Raw genomic sequence first — 20,187 nt, 5'->3', positions numbered from 1 at the left:
TGGGTGCCTATCCTGCGGCCGCTTTGTTAAAGCAAGGGAGTGACTGCCATGAATAATGTATTTCGTCTGATCTGGAACCGTACCTTGGGTCGCATGGTCGTGGCATCAGAGGCTGCTCGCTCCCTGCACAAAGCGGGTAGTGGCAGTACACAGGTAGGGCAGGTGCCAGAAGTGTCAAAACGGATATCCGCGAACATTTTTTTGCGTCCCGTAACGTTGGGGGTCGCATTGGCGTGTGCAGCAATGCTCTCACCGCTGAGTATTTCGGATGTCGAAGCGAGAGCATTTGCTTCGCCTACTAACAATGTTAATGGTTGTACATCTGCAGGAGCAGGTGGCACGGTTGGTAACATTGCGACTCCTAATACAGATTCGCTTCCAATAGATGGCAGCGGTACCTACTCAACCGTGGCGGGTTGTAATGCCAATGGTAACAACCAGACGGGTGCTACTGTTTACGGAACGTTCAGCGAAGTTACCGGTAGAGGCGGGGCTGCATTCGGTTTTAATGCTCGAGCTGTTCAATGGGCAACAGCGATTGGTCTGGAAAGTCGTGCGATTGGTGAAGCGAGCACCGCCTTGGGCTTTGGTAGTAAAGCAACAGAAGCCTCATCGGTAGCGATTGGTGCTCAATCGGAAACAATCGCGGAAAACGGCATCGCGATTGGTGGAGATGCAACGGCGGGAGGTAGTGGCATCTTTGGGCTTATCCGCAAAGATACTAACGGGGTTCTGGAAGCGACGATTAAAGACGTGCCTAACCCCGCCATGGCGATTGGTGGTGGCTCCAATGCGTTTGATGGGGCGATAGCGCTTGGTCCCAATAGTAATGCCAGCGCCATCAACTCCATGGCCTTTGGTGGTCAGTCTGTCGCTAGTGACTTCGCTGCTTTGGCGTTTGGCCCGGCGGCTTACGCAACGGGGCTTCGTTCCACTGCCATCGGCTACCAGAGTGCCGCAGCAGCGACATACAGCATGGCCTTTGGTCCTGCATCAACCGCGACCGGCGAATACTCGCTGGCCTTTGGCAGCTCTGCCTTTGCCGAAGGTGAACGAGCGCTGGCGATTGGTAGTTACTCCTCCAATGCTCAGGAGGTTAATGATAATACCAAGGCCTCGGGGGATGACTCGATTGCGTTTGGTACCTCGGCTCAGGCCTTGGGTAATAGCGCCGTCGCGATCGGCGAAAGTGCCAAGGCTCAGGGTGAGATGTTTGACGCAGGAAGGCTATTGAATGGTAGCAACCCCAATGGCTATGCAGATGGAGATGATTACCCCACTACGGCAGTGGGTGCAGGGGCGCTTGCCGAAAGTGGTACTGCTATAGGATTTGATACGGTTGCCGGTGAACCAGATGGTGCTGGAGGCATAACGACTGGTACGGCGGTGGGTGCCGGTGCGCAGGCGCTGGGCAACTTCTCGATAGCGCTATCGTCGGGTGCCAATGCACCCGCAATTGCTTCAGGTCGCGGTTCTATTGCACAAGGTTTCGATGCGAAAGCGCAAGGCAATGACTCTGTTGCCATGGGTACCCTGACAAAAGCCGAGGGTGATTACTCGGTTGCATTGGGGCTTAATGCCAAAGCCACTAAAGAAAATGCGGTTGCCATGGGTATTAATGCCGACGCATCAGGAGTTGACTCTGTTGCCATGGGTACCGGCGCGATAGCCTCTGGCGAACAGAGCATCAGCATCGGCTATAAAAATGACGTCAGCGGCGATAACTCAGGCGCATTCGGTGACCCGAATACAATCACCGGCACAGGCTCTTACGCGCTAGGTAATGACAACACCATTGAGGCTGACGAGGCTGGCACCTTTGGTAACGGCAATATCCTGGCTGCAACAGCCACCAACAGCCGCATCATCGGTAACGGCAACAATGTGGACGTGTCTGATGCTTTTGTGATGGGTAATGGCGCGGATGTTACTGTCGCTGAAGGTGTCGCCCTGGGTAACGATTCCGTGTCTGCTACAGGTGCCGGCATTCAAGGCTACAACCCAACCACCAGTGCGGCTGATGGACTGGATGCAGAAATAGCAGCGACTGAAAGCACCACGGGTGCTGTTGCTGTGGGTGATGCTGGAAACAGCGTATTCCGTCAGATTACCGGTGTAGCAGCGGGTACTCAGGATAGTGATGCCGTCAACGTTGCTCAGCTAAAAGCCTCAGAAACGCACTACTACAGCGTTAACGCTGATCCGGCTGTTCAGGGTAACTATGAAAATGACGGCGCCACCGGTATCAATGCCCTGGCAGCAGGTACCAATGCTTCAGCTACGGGAGATTCGGGAGTGGCTGTTGGTGATGGTGCCTTTGCTGGTGTTACGTTTGCTAGTAAAGATGCTTTGGATAATGTCAGTAACCCGAATGGTTACGAGATAGATGATAACCTTGCGAATACAGCCGTAGGTAGCGGGGCAACAGCTAACTCTGGAACCGCAATTGGTTTCGACGCTGTGGCAGGCGGGCCAGGAGCCGCCCCCGGCGAAGTGAACACAGGCACCGCGGTCGGTAGTGGGGCGCAAGCCGTTGGGAATGTTTCTATTGCTATCTCCCCTGCTGCGTATGCGCCCGCTGTTGCTGAAGCGCGTGGTTCCATTGCGATGGGGTATGATGCGCGCGCGATAAGCAACGATTCGATTGCTCTTGGCAGCTTAGCCGAGGCAAGTGGGGAGAGCGCTATAGCATTAGGGTTGCTTTCTGATGCACAAACAGCCAACTCTCTTGCTCTGGGTGCAAACTCGGTTGCTAATACAGCCGCAGGGGTCTCTGGGTATAACCCTGTTACAGGTGCCGCCGATGACTTGGATCCTGATATTGCTGCCACCAATAGTACCCTCGGAGCCGTATCGGTAGGCGATGCTGCCAATAACGAGTTCCGTCAGATCACCAGTGTTGCCGCCGGAACCGAAGACAGTGATGCCGTTAATGTCAGCCAGTTGAAAGCGCTGAGTAATAATCCGCTGACCTTTGCGGGTGATGCGGGCACGGACTTTGATCGCAAACTGGGTGAGCAAGTCAATATCGTCGGTGGTGCCGATGCCAGCGGCAATACCAATATCACCACCCAGGGAGATGGCACGGATACGCTCGAAATCGTCATGACCGACCAACCGCAGTTTGGTGATATCACGGTCAATACCGGCGGTGCGGCAACCATCAATGAACTGAGTAATCTCACCTTCGATCCGAATAACTTCATCTCTGGCCAGGCGGCAACGGAAGATCAGCTTAAGCAGGTAAATGACCTTGCGGCAACCGGCTGGGATATTCAGGCCAATGGTGATGTGCCATCGAATGTCGCGCCCGGTGACACGGTAGAATTCCTCGATGGCCAGAACATCGAGATTACCCGCAACGACAAGGAAATCACGGTCGCCACGCTGGACAACGTCACCTTTACCGATGTGCAGACCGACACCCTGACCGCAGGGCCGGTCAGCATTGACGCGGCGGGTATTGATGCCGGTAACACTACCATCTCCAATGTCGCGCCCGGTGTTGCGGGTACTGATGCGGTCAACGTTGATCAGCTGGAAGACACGGCGGCGGCGTCAAAGACCGAAGTCACCGGCGGCACCAATATCGCCAGCGTGGATAAAACCACCGGTGCCGATGGCCAGGATATCTACGAAGTCAACGCCGATGGGGCGAGTGTTAGTGCCGGAGACGGGGTAGATGTCACGCCCGCTGGTCCGGATGCCAACAACGTCACCGACTACGAAGTGGCGCTGAATAAGGCCACCAAGGACAGCCTGACGCTGGCCGATACCTCGCTGCAGAAAGTCGTGACCCAGGTTGATGGTACGGATGTTAAAACCCTGACGAAGGGGGATGACAACGCCAACTTCGTCTCAGGCAAGAACATTGCGCTCAGTGATGACGGGGCGGGCGGCATTGAAGTCGCCACGCTGGACAATGTCACCTTTACCGACGTGCAAACCGACACACTGACCGCAGGCCCAATCAGCATTGACGCGGCGGGCATGGATGCTGGTAACACCACCATCTCCAATGTCGCGCCCGGTGTCGCGGGAACTGATGCGGTCAACGTTGATCAGCTGGATACTGCCGCCGCCGCCTCGAAGACCGAAGTGGTAGCAGGAACCAACACCACGGTAGATCAGGCAGCGGGGGCGGACGGCCAGGACGTCTATACCGTTAATGCCAATGACACCACGGTTACCGCTGGCGATGGCATTACCGTGATGGATACGGATCTCGGCGGCAATATCACCGACTACGAAGTGGCGCTGAATCAGGCCACCAAGGACAGCCTGACACTGGCCGACACGTCGCTGCAGAAAGTCGTGACCCAAGTTGACGGTACGGATGTTAAAACCCTGACGAAGGGGGATGACAACGCCAACTTCGTCTCAGGCAAGAACATTGCGCTCAGTGACGACGGGGCAGGCGGCATTGAAGTCGCCACGCTGGACAACGTCACCTTCACCGATGTGCAGACCGACACTCTGACAGCAGGCCCGGTCAGCATTGACGCGGCGGGTATTGATGCCGGTAACACCACCATCAGTAATGTTGCGCCCGGTGTTGCGGGTACTGATGCGGTCAACGTTGATCAACTGGAAGACACGGCGGCGGCCTCGAAGACCGAAGTGGTAGCAGGCACCAACACCACGGTGGATCAGGCAGCGGGGGCGGACGGTCAGGCCGTCTATACCGTTAATGCCAATGACACTACGGTTACCGCTGGCGACGGCGTTACCGTGATGAATACGGATCTCGGCGGCAACGTCACCGATTACGAAGTGGCGCTGAACCAGGCCACCAAAGACAGCCTGACGCTGGCCGATACCTCGCTGCAGAAAGTCGTGACCCAGGTTGACGGTACGGATGTTAAAACCCTGACGAAGGGGGATGACAACGCCAACTTCGTCTCAGGCAAGAACATTGCGCTCAGTGACGACGGGGCGGGCGGCATTGAAGTCGCCACGCTGGACAACGTCACCTTCACCGATGTGCAGACCGACACCCTGACGGCAGGCCCGGTCAGCATTGACGCGGCGGGCATGGATGCAGGCAACACCACCATCTCTAATGTTGCGCCCGGTGTTGCGGGTACTGATGCGGTCAACGTTGATCAGCTGGAAGACACGGCGGCGGCGTCGAAGACCGAAGTCACCGGCGGCACCAATATCGCCAACGTGGATAAAACCACCGGTGCCGATGGCCAGGATATCTACGAAGTCAACGCCGATGGGGCGAGTGTTAGCGCCGGAGACGGTGTGGTTGTCACGACCGCTGATCCGGATGCTAACAACGTCACCGACTACGAAGTGGCGCTGAATAAGGCCACGAAGGACAGCCTGACACTAGCCGATACGTCGCTTCAGGAAGTCGTTACCCAGATTGACGGCATCGAGGTTAAGACCCTCGATGAGAACGATAATGTGGCCAACTTCAAGACGGGCCAGAATATCGAGCTGATCGATAACAACGGCTCAATCGAAGTCGCCACGCTGGACAATGTCACCTTTACTGATGTGAAGACCGACACCCTGACCGCAGGGCCGGTCAGCATTGATGCGGCGGGCATGGATGCAGGCAACACCACCATCTCTAATGTTGCGCCCGGTGTCGCAGGTACTGATGCGGTCAACGTGGATCAGTTGGAAGACACGGCAGCGGCCTCAAAGACCGAAGTCACCGGCGGCACCAATATCGCCAGCGTGGATAAAACCACCGGTGCCGATGGCCAGGATATCTACGAAGTCAACGCCGATGGGGCGAGTGTTAGCGCCGGAGACGGTGTGGTTGTCACGACCGCTGATCCGGATGCCAACAACGTCACCGACTACGAAGTGGCGCTGAATAAGGCCACGAAGGACAGCCTGACACTAGCCGATACGTCGCTTCAGGAAGTCGTTACCCAGATTGACGGCATCGAGGTTAAGACCCTCGATGAGAACGATAATGTGGCCAACTTCAAGACGGGCCAGAATATCGAGCTGATCGATAACAACGGCTCAATCGAAGTCGCCACGCTGGACAATGTCACCTTTACTGATGTGAAGACCGACACCCTGACCGCAGGGCCGGTCAGCATTGATGCGGCGGGCATGGATGCAGGCAACACCACCATCTCTAATGTTGCGCCCGGTGTTGCGGGTACTGATGCGGTCAACGTTGATCAGCTGGAAGACACGGCGGCGGCGTCGAAGACCGAAGTCACCGGCGGCACCAATATCGCCAACGTGGATAAAACCACCGGTGCCGATGGCCAGGATATCTACGAAATCAACGCCGATGGGGCGAGTGTTAGCGCCGGAGACGGGGTGGATGTCTCCGCCGCCGGTCCGGATGTCAACAACGTCACCGACTACGAAGTGGCGCTGAATAAGGCCACCAAGGACAGCCTGACGCTGGCCGATACCTCGCTGCAGAAAGTCGTGACCCAGGTTGACGGTACGGATGTTAAGACCCTGACGAAGGGGGATGACAACGCCAACTTCGTCTCAGGCAAGAACATTGCGCTCAGTGACGACGGGGCGGGCGGCATTGAAGTCGCCACGCTGGATAACGTCACCTTCACCGATGTGCAGACCGACACCCTGACCGCAGGGCCGGTCAGCATTGATGCGGCGGGCATGGATGCAGGCAACACCACTATCAGTAATGTTGCCGATGGGGTGAATCCGCAGGACGCCGTCAACCTGAGCCAGCTGGAAGACACGGCGGCGGCGTCGAAGACCGAAGTTACCGGGGGCACCAATATCGCCAGCGTGGATAAAACCACCGGCGCAGATGGCCAGGACATCTACGACATCAACGCCGATGGGGCGAGTGTTAGTGCCGGAGACGGGGTAGATGTCACGCCCGCTGGTCCGGATGCCAACAACGTCACCGACTACGAAGTGGCGCTGAATAAGGCCACCAAGGACAGCCTGACGCTGGCCGATACCTCGCTGCAGAAAGTCGTGACCCAGGTTGATGGTACGGATGTTAAAACCCTGACGAAGGGGGATGACAACGCCAACTTCGTCTCAGGCAAGAACATTGCGCTCAGTGATGACGGGGCGGGCGGCATTGAAGTCGCCACGCTGGACAATGTCACCTTTACCGATGTGCAGACCGACACCCTGACGGCCGGGCCGGTTAGCATCGACGCCTCAGGTATTGATGCCGGTAACACCACTATCAGCAATGTCGCGCCCGGTGTCGCAGGTACTGATGCGGTCAACGTGGATCAGTTGGAAGACACGGCAGCGGCCTCAAAGACCGAAGTCACCGGCGGCACCAATATCGCCAGCGTGGGTAAAACCACCGGCGCAGATGGCCAGGACATCTACGAAGTCAACGCCAACGGGGCGAGTGTCAGTGCCGGAGATGGAGTAGATGTTACCGCCGCCGCACCGGATGCCAACAACGTCACCGACTACGAAGTGGCGCTGAATCAGGCCACCAAAGACAGCCTGACGCTGGCCGATACATCGCTGCAGACGGTTATCACCCAGATTGACGGCACCGAGGTCAAGACCCTCGATGAGAACGATAATGTGGCCAACTTCAAGATGGGCCAGAATATCGAGCTGATCGATAACAACGGCTCAATCGAAGTCGCCACGCTGGACAACGTCACCTTTACCGACGTGCAGACCGACACCCTGACCGCAGGCCCGGTCAGCATTGATGCCGCGGGCATGGATGCAGGCAACACCACTATTTCCAATGTCGCGCCCGGTGTTGCGGGTACCGATGCAGTTAACCTTGATCAGCTGGAAGACACGGCGGCGGCCTCGAAGACCGAAGTCACCGGCGGCACCAATATCGCCAGCGTGGATAAAACCACCGGTGCTGATGGCCAGGATATCTACGAAGTCAACGCCGATGGGGCGAGTGTTAGCGCCGGAGACGGTGTGGTTGTCACGACCGCTGATACGGATGCTAACAACGTCACCGACTACGAAGTGGCGCTGAACCAGGCCACCAAAGACAGCCTGACACTGGCCGACACTTCGCTGCAGGAAGTGATCACCCAGGTTGACGGTGTGGATGTTAAAACCCTGACGCAGGGGGATAACAACGCCAACTTCGTCTCGGGCAAGAACATTGCGCTCAGTGACGACGGGGCGGGTGGTATTGAGATTGCCACAGTGGATTCCCCACAGTTCGGTAATGTGACGATCAACACCGCGAATGGCGACACCATCAACAGTCTAAGCAATACCACCTTTGATCCTAATAACTTCACTTCCGGCCAGGCTGCCAGTGAAGATCAGCTTAAGCAGGTGAGTGATATTGCCAATACGGGTTGGGATGTACAGACCAACGGCGACGCGGCCACCAGTGTGGCTCCCGGTGACACGGTCCAGTTCCTGGATGGCAAGAATATCGCTATCACTCGTAACGACACGGATATCACGGTCGCCACGGCGGATGATGTGAACTTCGACAGTATCAATATCACCAACGGCCCGACGCTGAACGATAACGGCATCGATATGGGTGGGGATACCATCACCAACCTGGGAGATCCGATCAACAATACGGATGCTGCGAACAAACAGTATGTCGATGATAATCGTGTTCGCTACTATAGCGTTAATGATGTACCCACGAATCAAGCCAACTTTAATAACGACGGTGCCACCGGTGACAATGCCATGGCAGCGGGTATCGCCGCGAGTGCCACCGAAGAAAATGCTACCGCCATTGGTACCTCTGCCGTTGCATCTGGCACAGGGTCAGCAGCGATTGGTTATGCGGCCAACGCCCAGGGCGCGAACAGCTTCGCTCTGGGGGAAACCTCAAATGCCATCGGCGAAAACAGCTTGGCACTGGGCGCGGATTCCACTGCGGGCACCCGCTACACCACTGCCCTTGGCCGCGGTACAGGCGCTTCTGGTCAAGGGGCTATTGCCTTGGGCGGCGGCACCGCAACAGATGCTGCTAATGCCAACGGCACGGGCGCCATTGCCATTGGTGGCTATGGGGCACCAGGCACAGGAGGCGCTAAAGCCAACAACAGCTATGCGGTTGCCTTGGGTAGCGGTGCCCAGGCAGGTGCCAGCGAAGGCGATGTAGCCCTGGGTAGCGGCTCACAAACCGCCACGGCTAACCCGGTTGCCAGCGCCACGGTTGGCACCACCACCTATGGCGGCTTTGCGGGTACCAACCCCACCAGCGTGGTGAGCGTAGGCAGTGCCGGTGCAGAGCGCCAGATCACCAACGTCGCCGCAGGCCGCATCACCAATACCAGCACCGATGCCATCAACGGCAGCCAGCTGTTCAGCGTGGTGGACACCGGCTTCAACCTCTCCGCTGATAACGGCACAGACGACACCGTCAAGCTGGGCGAAACCGTCAACTACACCAACGACGATACCAATCTGGTCGCCACGGTGCGCAACAACGAAATCGTCTACGATCTGGCCAGCAGCATTAATGTCGATACCGTCAATGTCACTGATGGCCCGACGCTGAACAACGATGGTATCAACATGAATGGCGATACCATCACCAACGTCGGTGCGCCACAGAATGGTGGTGATGCCATTAATCTTGATTATTTCGATGAAAATCGTGCGCGTTATTACAGTGTCGATGATGGCGGAACGCAAAGAGGTAACTTCAACAATGACGGAGCGAGCCAGCCCTTTGCACTCGCTGCGGGCACCAACGCAACAGCGTCGGCGGTAAGAGCGACTGCCGTAGGCGACAGTAATGATGCCTCAGCAGACAACGCCACGGCGATGGGGTCCCGAAACACGGCGTCAGCAATCAATGCCACAGCCGTAGGTACCCGAAACACGGCTGAAGGAACTAACTCAATCGCCCTGGGTGTTAACAACAACACAAATAGCAATTTCCAGATAGCCATCGGTGGTAATAATGTCCTGGGTGCGGGTACGCCTGAGGATTCTTTTACCGCTATTGCGATTGGTCGTGAAAATAAGTTGCAGGCACAGAATACGACGGTTATTGGCCAAAAGAACGCGGTCGCAGGTCGCTTCTCTTCTGCTTTTGGTTTCGAAAACGAAATTAATAACGAACTCTCAACGGCATTTGGTATAGAGAACGTAGTTGATGGCCGCCTAGCACAAGCTTTTGGCTTTAACAATGAAGTGTCTGGTAATGGTGCCAGGGTTTTCGGTGTTCGAAATGTGGTCTCTGGTGAGGGCTCAAATGTAGTTGGTACCGATAACGAAGTGAGTGGAGAATACTCATCAGTGATTGGTACTGGCAACAATATCAGTGTTGATGATGCCTTTGTGCTGGGTAACTTTGCTGATGTTAGTGAGGTTGGCGGCGTTGCCATTGGCACCGCTTCAAAAGCCAATACAGGGGCTGGTCGTTCTGGTTATAACCCGCTGACAGACGCCGCCGATGACAACGATCCGGGCATTACGGCCACCAAATCAACGTTTGGCGCCGTTGCCGTTGGCGATGAAGACATTGGCTTATATCGTCAGGTAACCGGTGTCGCCGCAGGCACGGACGATAGCGACGCCGTCAACGTTGCGCAACTGAAGGCAGTCAATCAACAAGCTACCACGCCAATGACCTTTGCTGGCGACAACGCAGGCGTGCCCAATGATGTCGACCGCAAGCTGGGCCAAACGCTGAATATCACTGGCGGCGCCACCGGCACCCTGACCACTGGCAATATCGGTGTAGAAGCCAACGGCACCGATACGCTGGCCATCAAACTGGCCGAAAACGTTGACCTGGGCACCAATGGCAGCGTCAAGATGGGTGATACCACGGTCAATAACGACGGTCTGACCATCACCGGCGGCCCGAGCATCACCGCCACAGGCGGTATTGATGCCGGTGGCCAGCAAATCACCGGGGTGGACGCCGGTGTTGCCGGTACGGATGCCGTCAATGTGACTCAGCTTGGCCAGTTAGAAACCAACCTGACCCTGCTGGGCATGGACTTTGGCGCCGACAGCGGCACTGACGTCCACCGGGATCTGGGCCAGAAGCTGGATGTAGTCGGTGGCGCGGATGCCAGCGGCAACACCAATATCAGCACCGTTGCGAATGGCGCTGATACGCTTGAAATCGTCATGACCGACCAGCCGCAGTTTGGCAATGTGCTCGTCAACAGCAGCGGCAATGGCACCATCACCGGGCTGACCAACACGGATCTTAGCGACCCGACGTTTGGCATATCAACGCGCGCCGCGACAGAAGAGCAGCTGGCGATCGTCAATGCCCAGGCCAACAACCCGCTCACCTTTGCGGGTGATAATGCTGGACCTCTGAACGTTGACCGCAAGCTAGGCGAGACGCTGAATATCACCGGCGGCGCCACCGGCACCCTGACCACCGGCAATATCGGTGTGGAAGCCGACGGCACGGATACGCTGGAAATCAAACTGGCCAGCAAGCTCAGTGATCTGGAAGAAGTTGCGATTACCGGCGGCCCGACCATCAACAACACCGGCATCGACATGGACGGTGACAAGATCACCGGCCTGGCGGCGGGCGATATTGCCCCCGGCAGCACCGATGCGGTGAACGGCAGCCAGCTTGATCAGGTAGAAACCGACCTGACCGCGCTGGGCATGGACTTTGGTGCCGACAGCGGGACTGACGTCCACCGGGATCTGGGCCAGAAGCTGGATGTAGTCGGTGGCGCGGATGCCAGCGGCAACACCAACATCAGCACCGTCGCGAATGGCAATGGCACAGAGACGCTTGAAATCGTCATGACGGACCAGCCGCAGTTTGGCGATGTGCTCGTCAACAGCAGCGGCAATGGCACCATCACCGGGCTGACCAATACGGATCTTAGCGACCCGACGTTTGGCATATCAACGCGCGCCGCGACAGAAGAGCAGCTGGCTATCGTCAATGCCCAGGCCAACAACCCGCTCACCTTTGCGGGTGATAATGCTGGACCTCTGAACGTTGACCGCAAGCTAGGCGAGACGCTGAATATCACCGGCGGCGCCACCGGCACCCTGACCACCGGCAATATCGGTGTGGAAGCCGACGGCACGGATACGCTGGAAATCAAACTGGCCAGCAAGCTCAGTGATCTGGAAGAAGTTGCGATTACCGGCGGCCCGACCATCAACAATACCGGCATCGATATGGGCGGTGACAAGATCACCAATCTGGGCGATGGCGATGTGAATGCGTCCAGCACCGATGCCGTCAACGGCAGTCAGTTGTTCAGCGTGGTGGACACCGGCTTCAAGATCACCGCCGATAACCAGAACCTGGGTGGCCCAACCGACGACACCGTCAAACTGGGTGAGACTGTCAACTACACCAGTACTGATGGCAACATCGTCACCACCGTGGCTGACAACGAAATCGACTTTGGCCTCGCCGACGTTATCAATGTTGGCACGACCAGCCCTGTCACAATTGACGGCGACAACGGCACCATCGACGGCCTGACCAACACCACCTTCGACCCGAATAGCACTTACACGGGTGGGCAAGCGGCAACGCAGGAGCAGCTGAAGAGTGTCAGCGATGTCGCGGGTAGCGGCTGGAACCTTCAGGCCAACGACGATGTTGATGTCAAAAACATCGGCCCTGGCGACACAGCGATCTTCGAGGAAGGCAAGAATATCGCGATTGATCGTGCCGGTAACAAGATAACGGTCGCCACCCAGGACCAGGTTGAGTTCACTCAGGTAACACTTGGCGATGCCACCAATAACACCGTTCTCACCAGCACGGCTGATGGCCTGGACGTAGGCGGCGACACAATCACCAACGTGGGTGCAGGTGACCTGACGGCGACCTCAACGGACGCGGTCAACGGCAGCCAGCTGTTCGCCACCAATGAAAACGTTGCGGATAACGCCGACGAGATCGGCAAGGGCATCAACTTTGGCGACGGGGCAACGTCGAACAACTACGCGCTAGGCAGCACCCTGAATGTCAACGGGGATGCCAACGTCACCTCAACGACCACAACAGACGGTGTTCAGCTGGGCCTCGCCGACGTTATCAATGTGGGCACAACCAGTCCTGTCAAAATTGACGGCGACAACGGCACCATCGACGGGCTGACCAACACCACCTTCGACCCGAATAGCACGTACACGGGTGGGCAAGCGGCAACGCAGGAGCAGCTGAAGAGTGTCAGCGATGTCGCGGGTAGCGGCTGGAACCTTCAGGCCAATGACGATGTTGATGTCAAAAACATCGGCCCTGGCGATACAGCGATCTTCGAGGAAGGCAAGAATATCGCGATTGATCGTTCTGGTAACAAGATAACGGTCGCCACCCAGGACCAGGTTGAGTTCACTCAGGTAACACTTGGCGATGCCACCAATAACACCGTTCTCACCAGCACGGCTGATGGCCTGGACGTAGGCGGCGACACAATCACCAACGTGGGTGCAGGTGACCTGACGGCGACCTCAACGGACGCGGTCAACGGCAGCCAGCTGTTCGCCACCAATGAAAACGTTGCGGATAACGCCACCAATATTGCCACTAACGCCACCGAGATCGGCAAGGGCATCAACTTTGGTGATGGGGCAACGTCGAACAACTACGCGCTAGGCAGCACCCTGAATGTCAACGGGGATGCCAACGTCACTTCAACGACCACAACAGACGGTGTCCAGCTGGGCCTCGCCGACGTTATCAATGTTGGCACGACCAGCCCTGTCACAATTGACGGCGACAACGGCACCATCGACGGCCTGACCAACACCACCTTCGACCCGAATAGCACTTACACGGGTGGGCAAGCGGCAACGCAGGAGCAGCTGAAGAGTGTCAGCGATGTCGCGGGTAGCGGCTGGAACCTTCAGGCCAACGACGATGTTGATGTCAAAAACATCGGCCCTGGCGATACAGCGATCTTCGAGGAAGGCAAGAATATCGCGATTGATCGTGCCGGTAACAAGATAACGGTCGCCACCCAGGACCAGGTTGAGTTCAACAAGGTAACCATTGTTGACGCCACTGATCCTGCTAACAGCACTGCTATCACCAGTACAGCTAATGGCCTGGACGTAGGCGGCGACACGATCACCAACGTGGGTGCAGGTGACCTGAACGCGACTTCAACGGACGCGGTCAACGGCAGTCAGCTTTTCGCCACCAATGAAAACGTTGCTGATAACGCCACCAATATCGCCACTAACGCCACCGAGATCGGCAAGGGCATCAACTTTGGCGACGGGGCAACGTCGAACAACTACGCGCTAGGCAGCACCCTGAATGTCAACGGGGATGCCAACGTCACTTCAACCACCACAACAGACGGTGTCCAGCTGGGCCTCGCCGACGTTATCAATGTGGGCACAACCAGCCCAGTCAAAATTGACGGCGACAACGGCACCATCGACGGCCTGACCAACACCACCTTCGACCCGAATAGCACGTACACGGGTGGACAGGCGGCAACGCAAGAGCAGTTGAAGAGTGTCAGCGATGTCGCGGGTAGCGGCTGGAACCTTCAGGCCAACGACGATGTTGATGTCAAAAACATCGGCCCTGGCGACACAGCGATCTTCGAGGAAGGCAAGAATATCGCGATTGATCGTTCTGGTAACAAGATAACGGTCGCCACCCAGGACCAGGTTGAGTTCACTCAGGTAACACTTGGCGATGCCACCAATAACACCGTTCTCACCAGCACGGCTGATGGCCTGGACGTAGGCGGCGACACAATTACCAACGTGGGTGCAGGTGACCTGAACGCGACCTCAACGGACGCGGTCAACGGCAGCCAGCTGTTCGCCACCAATGAAAACGTTGCGGATAACGCCACCAATATTGCCACTAACGCCACCGAGATCGGCAAGGGCATCAACTTTGGTGATGGGGCAACGTCGAACAACTACGCGCTAGGCAGCACCCTGAATGTCAACGGGGATGCCAACGTCACTTCAACGACCACAACAGACGGTGTCCAGCTGGGCCTCGCCGACGTTATCAATGTTGGCACGACCAGCCCTGTCACAATTGACGGCGACAACGGCACCATCGACGGCCTGACCAACACCACCTTCGACCCGAATAGCACTTACACGGGTGGGCAAGCGGCAACGCAGGAGCAGCTGAAGAGTGTCAGCGATGTCGCGGGTAGCGGCTGGAACCTTCAGGCCAACGACGATGTTGATGTCAAAAACATCGGCCCTGGCGATACAGCGATCTTCGAGGAAGGCAAGAATATCGCGATTGATCGTGCCGGTAACAAGATAACGGTCGCCACCCAGGACCAGGTTGAGTTCAACAAGGTAACCATTGTTGACGCCACTGATCCTGCTAACAGCACTGCTATCACCAGTACAGCTAATGGCCTGGACGTAGGCGGCGACACGATCACCAACGTGGGTGCAGGTGACCTGAACGCGACTTCAACGGACGCGGTCAACGGCAGTCAGCTGTTCGCCACCAATGAAAACGTTGCTGATAACGCCGACGAGATCGGCAAGGGCATCAACTTTGGCGACGGGGCAACGTCGAACAACTACGCGCTAGGCAGCACCCTGAATGTCAACGGGGATGCCAACGTCACTTCAACCACCACAACAGACGGTGTCCAGCTGGGCCTCGCCGACGTTATCAATGTGGGCACAACCAGCCCAGTCAAAATTGACGGCGACAACGGCACCATCGACGGCCTGACCAACACCACCTTCGACCCGAATAGCACGTACACGGGTGGACAGGCGGCAACGCAGGAGCAGTTGAAGAGTGTCAGCGATGTCGCGGGTAGCGGCTGGGATGTCCAGGTCAATGGTATCGCGGCAGATAATGTCGCCCCGGGCGAGACCGTTCAGTTTATTGATGATAAGAACATCGCCATCACCCGCGAGAACAACAAAGTCATCGGTATTGCCACCGAAGACGAAGTCGAGTTCACTCAGGTAACACTTGGCGATGCCACCAATAACACCGTTCTCACCAGCACAGCTAATGGCCTGGACGTAGGCGGCGATAAGATCACCAACGTCGCTGCAGGCGCTGTAAACGGCACCAGCACAGACGCCATCAACGGCAGCCAGTTGTTTGGCTCGGTTGGTTCGATCAGCACCGTGATCGGCGGTAATGCCACGGTGGATGGAGATGGCAACATCACCACCAGCGACGTGGGCGGCACTGGCAAAAACACGATTGACGAGGCCATTGCCTCCGCCAACACTGCTGCCAATGCGGGCTGGAATGTATTCACCAGCCAGGAAACGGGTATCAATAATAGTAACGTTGGCCCGAGCGGCAATGTCGACTTTATCAGCGGTGATAACAACCTGGCGATTTCTCACAGCCGCAATGACGCGGGTGATACCACCCTCGACTACCGTCTGGCGGATAACGTCACTGTTAGCGAAAGCTTAACCGTTGGGCCCGTGCTGACTGATGCCGCATCAGGAACCATCAGTGGGCTGAATAACACCACGCTGGATGATGATGACTTTGGTAAAGCAGGCCGCGCAGCCACCGAAGAGCAGCTACAGGTTGCAAGCGCAGCCTCAAAGACCGAAGTCACCGGCGGCACCAATATCGCCAGCGTGGATAAAACCACCGGCGCAGATGGCCAGGATATCTACGACATCAACGCCGACGGGGCGAGTGTTAGCGCCGGAGACGGGGTGGATGTCACCGCCGCCGCACCGGATGCCAACAACGTCACCGACTACGAAGTGGCGCTGAACCAGGCCACCAAGGACAGCCTGATCAAGGCCGACACGTCGCTGCAGAACCTTACGAGCGATGACTCCAACCTGACGGTGGGTGAGAAGGATGACGATGGCAATATCGTACTGGACTTCGCCGATGCGCCGACCTTCGCAGGCACGGTAACAGCACCGGAGTTTGTGGCTAATGGCGATAATCCAATCACCATCAGCGGCAGCACAGGCACCATCACTGGGCTTGCCAACACGGACCTTACAGACCCGACGTTCGCCACTGAAGGCCGCGCCGCCACGGAAGAGCAGCTTCAGCAGGTCAACACCGCCGCCAATGCTGGCTGGAACCTGTCAGGCTCTGGGGAAGATGAGGTTAATGTCAGCCCTGACGGCAACGTTGACTTTCAAGGTGATGCCAACATCAGCGTGGCCCAGAGCGGCGCGGATGATGACGGCGTGATCGAAATCACTCTGGCCAGCAAGTTGAGCGGTCTTGAAGAAGTTGCCATTACCGATGGCCCTACGATTAATAACGCTGGCATCGACATGGGCGATAAATCGATCAACAACCTGGGGAGTGGCCTGAACGGTACGCCGATTGATGAAGTGGAGGGAGATGCGCTAGGAAACGCCATCAACGCCGGTGACTTGCAGAATGTGACCAGTGTGATTGATGAAAACGTCGCCGCTGCCAAAACCGAGGTGGAAGCGGGTAGCAATATGACCGTAACCGACAGTGTTGGTGAGGAAGGTCAGACTATTTACACCGTGGCCACTGCCGACGAAGTCAGCTTCACCCAGCTGGAGGTTGGCAGCGTCAGTATGAATGCCGGTAACGTCGATGAAAACGGCAATACCATCTTAAGCGGTGTCGGCGCAGGGGATATCTCCGAAGGCAGCACAGACGCCATCAACGGCGGCCAGCTCCATCAGCTGGCGGGGGATGTCAACAATGAAGCCGGTGGCCTCGGTATTCGCTACGTGCGCACCAGTGATGGAGAGGAAGAGCTCAGTGATGCCTTTGCCATCGGTGAGGGCTCCACGGCGGTTGGCTATGAAGCACAGGCCGATGGTGACAAAGCCCTGGCGCTTGGCTACAGAGCCATGGCACGACATCAGGGCAGCGTCGCCCTCGGCGCCAATGCCAGCACCCTGGCGGCAGATGAAGAAGTTGAGCGCACCCCATCCATCACCATTGGTGAGGAAACCTACCAGTTCGCAGGCGCTGGAAACGGGGTGGTATCGACGGTTAGCGTGGGTAGCGCCGGGGCGGAACGCACCATCAGCAATGTAGCCGCAGGCCGTATTAGTGAGACAAGCACCGATGCCATCAACGGCAGCCAGCTGTATGCCGCTACCCAGTACATGGAAGCACTGGATGGCCGCCTCACCAAGGTAGAAGGTGACCTGGGTGATATCAGCGAAACCGTGGTCGGTGACTTGCCGTCAACAGGCGATGCTGCTGTCACCTACGATACGGATGCGGAGGGTAATGTCGATAAAGGCAGTGTGACGCTGGAAGGCGATGGCGGCACTCAGATAAGCAACGTCGCGCCTGGCGATGTCGCGCCGGGTAGCTCGGATGCCGTTAACGGTGGACAGCTAAACGATACGAATCAGGACGTAGCGGATAACACCACTAACATCGCAGGCAACACCACCAACATTGCAGGCAACACCAGCCAGATTGCCGACAACACCGGTGATATTGCCGATAACCGCACGCGGATTGACGGCAACACCAAAGATATCGGCACCAACCGCGATAACATCGCAGAGGTGAGCGATACCGTGGATCAAGGTCTGAACTTTGGTGCGGACCAGGGTGAACCGGTTAACCGCCAGTTGGGCGATACCGTGGCCATCACTGGTGACGAAAACATCACCACTCAAACGACGGGTGATGGTGTGCAGGTGATGCTCAACCGCGAGCTTGATGTGGATAGCGTCACCGCAGGCAATACTACCGTAAGCAATGAAGGCGTCCGCATTCAGGATGGCCCGAGCATGACTCAGAATGGGTTTGATGCCAATGGAACTCGAGTCACCAACGTTGCGCCTGGCGAGAACCCTGGGGATGCCGTCAACGTTGGCCAGATGAACGCCCTTGGTCAGCGCTTTGCCCAGGAAATTGGCGATGTGCATAACCGTATCGACGATGTAGCGCGTGACGCCAGTGCGGGTATCGCCTCGGTTGCGGCCATGGGCAACGCGCCCTACGTGCCAGGCAAGCTGACCTACCACGTGGGCGGTGGCCATCACAACGGTGAAAGTGCCGTAGGTGTCAACTTCCGCCGTACCGCTGATAACGGCCGCTGGAGCTTGAACGCCGGTGTTGCCGGTTCACGCGCAGGGGCCACCATTGGCGTCGGTATCTCGGGTGTCATCGACTAACCATCAGGCGGTTAATTAACCCAGGCTGCCGGGCATTCACGCCCGGCAGCAGGCACAAAACAGGGAACGACCATGACACATCTACGCACATTACTGGCACTGGGCCTTGTCACCGCGCTGGCGGGCTGCGCCTCATCAGCGCCTTCCAACACATCTACCAACGAGGAAGATATCCGCTTTCCCGATCTCGACAGCACCTATCTGGAAACCGGTGATTTCATCGACCCGGACAGCGTACTGCGCATCGCCCAGGGGCAGCACAAGGACCAGGTGCGCCGCCTGCTCAATCACCCGCACTTCAGCGAAGGCATTTTTAACGTCCGCGAGTGGGATTACGCCTTCAACTTCTACACCGGCGAAGGCAACGCCTACCTCACCTGCCAGTACAAGCTCAAGTTTGATGGTGATAACCGGGTAGACAGCACCCACTGGCGCAACCCCGAATGCCCCGCATTGCTGGTACCCATCGCCGTCGTGGAAGAAGATAACCTGCAAACCCTCACGCTCTCCGGCGATGTGCTGTTTGACTTTGACAGTGCAGAACTCACCCTGGAAGGCCAGCGGGCCATTGACCGCTTGGCCAGCCAGATGCAGCAGCAGTTCACCAACCCCGCCATGAACATTTTCGGTTACACCGACCGCTTTGGGGCAGAGCAATACAACATTGATCTCTCTTACCAGCGGGCGATGGCGGTTAAACAGCAACTCATCAGCCATGGTCTGCTATCCAACCGCATCGCCACCGCAGGCCGCGGTGCCGCTAACCCTGTTGTCCAGTGTGAAGGTGCTGCGACGCCTGCGGTAAAAGAATGCCTGAAGCCCAATCGCCGGGTTGAAATCGAGGTGACCGGCCAGCGCCGTTAGCCATCTCCGCTACAACGCCTACCACCCTTCAAGACCCAAACCGCCCGCTTGCCTCAGGTAAGCGGGCGGTTTGGGTTTAATTCTCCACTCTGCTCCCATGAGATAAAAAACAGCGTTCTATAATGTAAACAAATATAACTCGAGCTGTAACAATCTCGCTGCCTTGAAATATCGTTAAACAACGATGACTAGGATAAATGTTAATTTTTGGCCTTTTTATTTAACAGTTATGTTTTTATGAGAGGTAAAGCTTTTTTTAAAGGGCAATAGGGATATATATAAAAATAAAAACAAGAGCATATGTTAAATTAAAAATAACAATAATTTTTTTGAATAAAAATA

The 20,187-nt window shown here is 56.8% G+C and carries 2 protein-coding genes; both read left to right on the top strand.

Annotation, left to right across the window (positions count from 1 at the left end; all coding sequences use genetic code 11):
- The first annotated feature begins 48 nt into the window (after positions 1-48).
- Positions 49-18,981 (top strand): ESPR-type extended signal peptide-containing protein, encoded by an 18,933-nt coding sequence (locus tag ACU6TU_RS14215; RefSeq protein ID WP_447142047.1) that lies wholly within the window; start codon positions 49-51, stop codon positions 18,979-18,981.
- 72 nt (positions 18,982-19,053) lie between these two features.
- Entirely contained in the window at positions 19,054-19,845 is a 792-nt protein-coding gene (locus ACU6TU_RS14210; protein ID WP_447142046.1) for an OmpA family protein, read from the top strand.
- Positions 19,846-20,187 lie beyond the last annotated feature (342 nt).

It is taken from the genome of Halomonas sp. LS-001, assembly GCF_052983955.1.
This window is presented reverse-complemented; position numbering and strand designations above follow the sequence as displayed.

Bases quoted from the DNA above. Each gene is read 5' to 3' on its own strand.
- ACU6TU_RS14215 (WP_447142047.1), top strand. From the start codon at position 49: ATGAATAATGTATTTCGTCTGATCTGGAACCGTACCTTGGGTCGCATG.
- ACU6TU_RS14210 (WP_447142046.1), top strand. From the start codon at position 19,054: ATGACACATCTACGCACATTACTGGCACTGGGCCTTGTCACCGCGCTG.